The 2242-nt window shown below is 61.1% G+C and carries 2 protein-coding genes and 1 pseudogene; 1 reads left to right on the top strand and 2 read right to left on the bottom strand.

Annotated features, from left to right (window positions below):
• Nucleotides 1–47 precede the first annotated feature (47 nt).
• Nucleotides 48–251, top strand: coding sequence for a hypothetical protein (locus tag AC5RWT_RS36695; protein ID WP_494084511.1), 204 nt, complete (start codon nt 48–50; stop codon nt 249–251).
• Between the two features lie 215 nt (nt 252–466).
• Here the strand turns inward: AC5RWT_RS36695 and tyrS are convergent, their stop codons facing one another.
• A complete protein-coding gene (gene tyrS, locus AC5RWT_RS36690) occupies nt 467–1774 on the bottom strand; it encodes a tyrosine--tRNA ligase (protein ID WP_494084510.1) in 1308 nt (435 codons plus the stop codon).
• 13 nt (nt 1775–1787) lie between these two features.
• A pseudogene (locus AC5RWT_RS36685) lies at nt 1788–2242 on the bottom strand (AAA family ATPase); the annotation flags it as partial.

The raw sequence follows: 2242 nt of genomic DNA, 5'->3' as shown, positions 1-2242 counted from the left end.
GCACTTTCAACCAATAAAAAATTGGTATCAACAAACTTGGCACACTATTGAGTTCTCAAACAACAGGAGCAAACGAATACTTAGCAAAAGAATTTCCAGGAAATTCGCTTTGTTTTTTCTTCGCTGCGATGTTTCTAGAGTATTTCATTCCATTTCTTCCTGTCAAATCCGCGTTTCCGCTTCTTTTTCCTGGAAAAGGCATGAACCCAGCGAGAAACTTCAGTGGATTTGCCTGCGCACTGGGCGCATGACGATCACTGTCATTTATCGGAGGGGGTTTGTCGCATTCCGGCTGGCTGTTTCACAACCTGCGGCGGCGACTCAGAAAACATTACACGGCACCGGCGCGGGCTGCAAATCGCTCGGGGGTGAGGCGCGCCACCCATGCGAAAGGGCCCGCAGTCGCCTCTCGCGGAGGAACAACGGGCCCTTGGGCAACGCCGGGAGGTGCCGGCAGCGAACCAGATCAGGCAGAAACTTCGACCATCGCGAGCGTGCGCTTGCCGCGGCGCATCAACAAGTACTTGCCGTGCAGCAATTGGTCCGCCCCCACCACGGTCTCAGGATCGCTGATTTTCCGGTTGTTAACGTAGGCACCCCCCTCTGCCACCGTGCGGCGGGCGGCGGAATTACTGGCAGCCAACCCCGACTGAACCAGCAGGTCGATGATTCCGGTGGTATCTGCGCCGGTAACGGCGGTGGGAAGTTCCGCCGTCGCGGCGACCAGGGTCGCCTCGTCCAGTTCGGCAAGTTCCCCCTGTCCGAAGAGAGCGGAGGAGGCAGCGATCACCTTGTCGGTCGCTTCGGTACCGTGAACAATCGAGGTCACCTCGTAGGCCAAGGCGCGCTGTGCTTCACGGGTATGCGGCCGTTCGGCTACGGCCCGCTCGAGCTCGTCGATCTCCTCCCGCGAGCGGAAGGTGAAGACCTTGAGCCTTTGGACGACGTCAGCGTCCGCCGTGTTGAGCCAGAACTGATACATGGCGTACGGGCTGCACATGTCCGCGTCCAGCCAGATCGCATTGCCCTCGCTCTTACCGAACTTGGTGCCGTCCGAATTTGTGATCAGGGGCGTGCCGATTGCATGAACGGCTTTGCCTTCAACTTTGCGGATCAGCTCGATGCCGCTGGTGAGGTTTCCCCACTGATCGGATCCCCCGGTTTGCAGGATGCAGCCGTACTGCCGGTATAGCTCCAGGTAGTCCATGCCCTGCAGGATCTGGTAGCTGAATTCCGCGTAGCTGATCCCGTCCTCGGAATTTAGCCGGGACGCGACGATGTCCTTCTTGACCATTGTGCCGACGCGGAAGTGCTTGCCGATGTCGCGCAGGAAATCCAGCACGCTCATCGGAGCCGTCCAGTCGAGGTTGTTGACCATGCGCGCAGCGTTCTCGCCGTCGAAGTCCAAAAAGCGCTGGACTTGCCCCTTGAGGCGGTCCACCCACTCCGCCACGGTTTCCTTCGTGTTCATGGTGCGCTCGGCGGTGGGTCTGGGATCCCCGACCAACCCGGTGGAGCCGCCCACCAACCCCAGTGGCTTGTGCCCGGCCAACTGCAGCCGGCGCATGGTCAGCAACTGGACCAGGTTGCCCAGGTGAAGGCTCGGGGCAGTCGGATCGAAGCCGCAGTAATACGTGATCGGATCCCCCGCCAGCAGCTTCTCAAGTTCCGCCTCATCGGTGGAAACATGGACAAGTCCGCGCCACTTCAGTTCCTGCCAAACGTTGGCAAAACCTGGGTCGTTGCGTTGGGAATCGAGAAACGTATTAGTCACGGTTACCAAAATATCAGCCTTCAATGCCCTCGGGGACGTCGCCTTCGGCCAACAGGCGCAGCCGCTGGGTCGGACGGGTCATCGCCACATACAGGTCGCCGACCCGGCCACTGACCCGGGCCAAAAGCTCAGCCGGTTCGAGCACTACCACCGCGTCGAATTCGAGGCCTTTGGCCTCCTGCGGGCCGAGCACGCTAATGTCCTGCTCCAGTCCCCCGGCGCCGCCACCCACGCGTTCACCGTAGGTCGCGGCCAGCGCCTTCCGGACCTCCGGCAGCCGGTGGTCAGAGGCGATGACAGCCAGCAGACCGCCGTCGGCAGCTTCGAGCTCTTCGGGCATTACCTCCAGCAGCCGTTCAATCATGTGGCCGCCCGGCACACGGTCCACAATCGGTGACCAGCGGCCGTCCCGCACGGCCTTGGGCGCCGTCACCACCAGGCCCGCAGCGTTCGCCATCCGGACCGCGG

The organism is Arthrobacter sp. Dra40, assembly GCF_059091905.1.
Note: the sequence above shows the minus strand (reverse complement) of the source record. Positions and strands in the feature narration are given on the sequence as shown.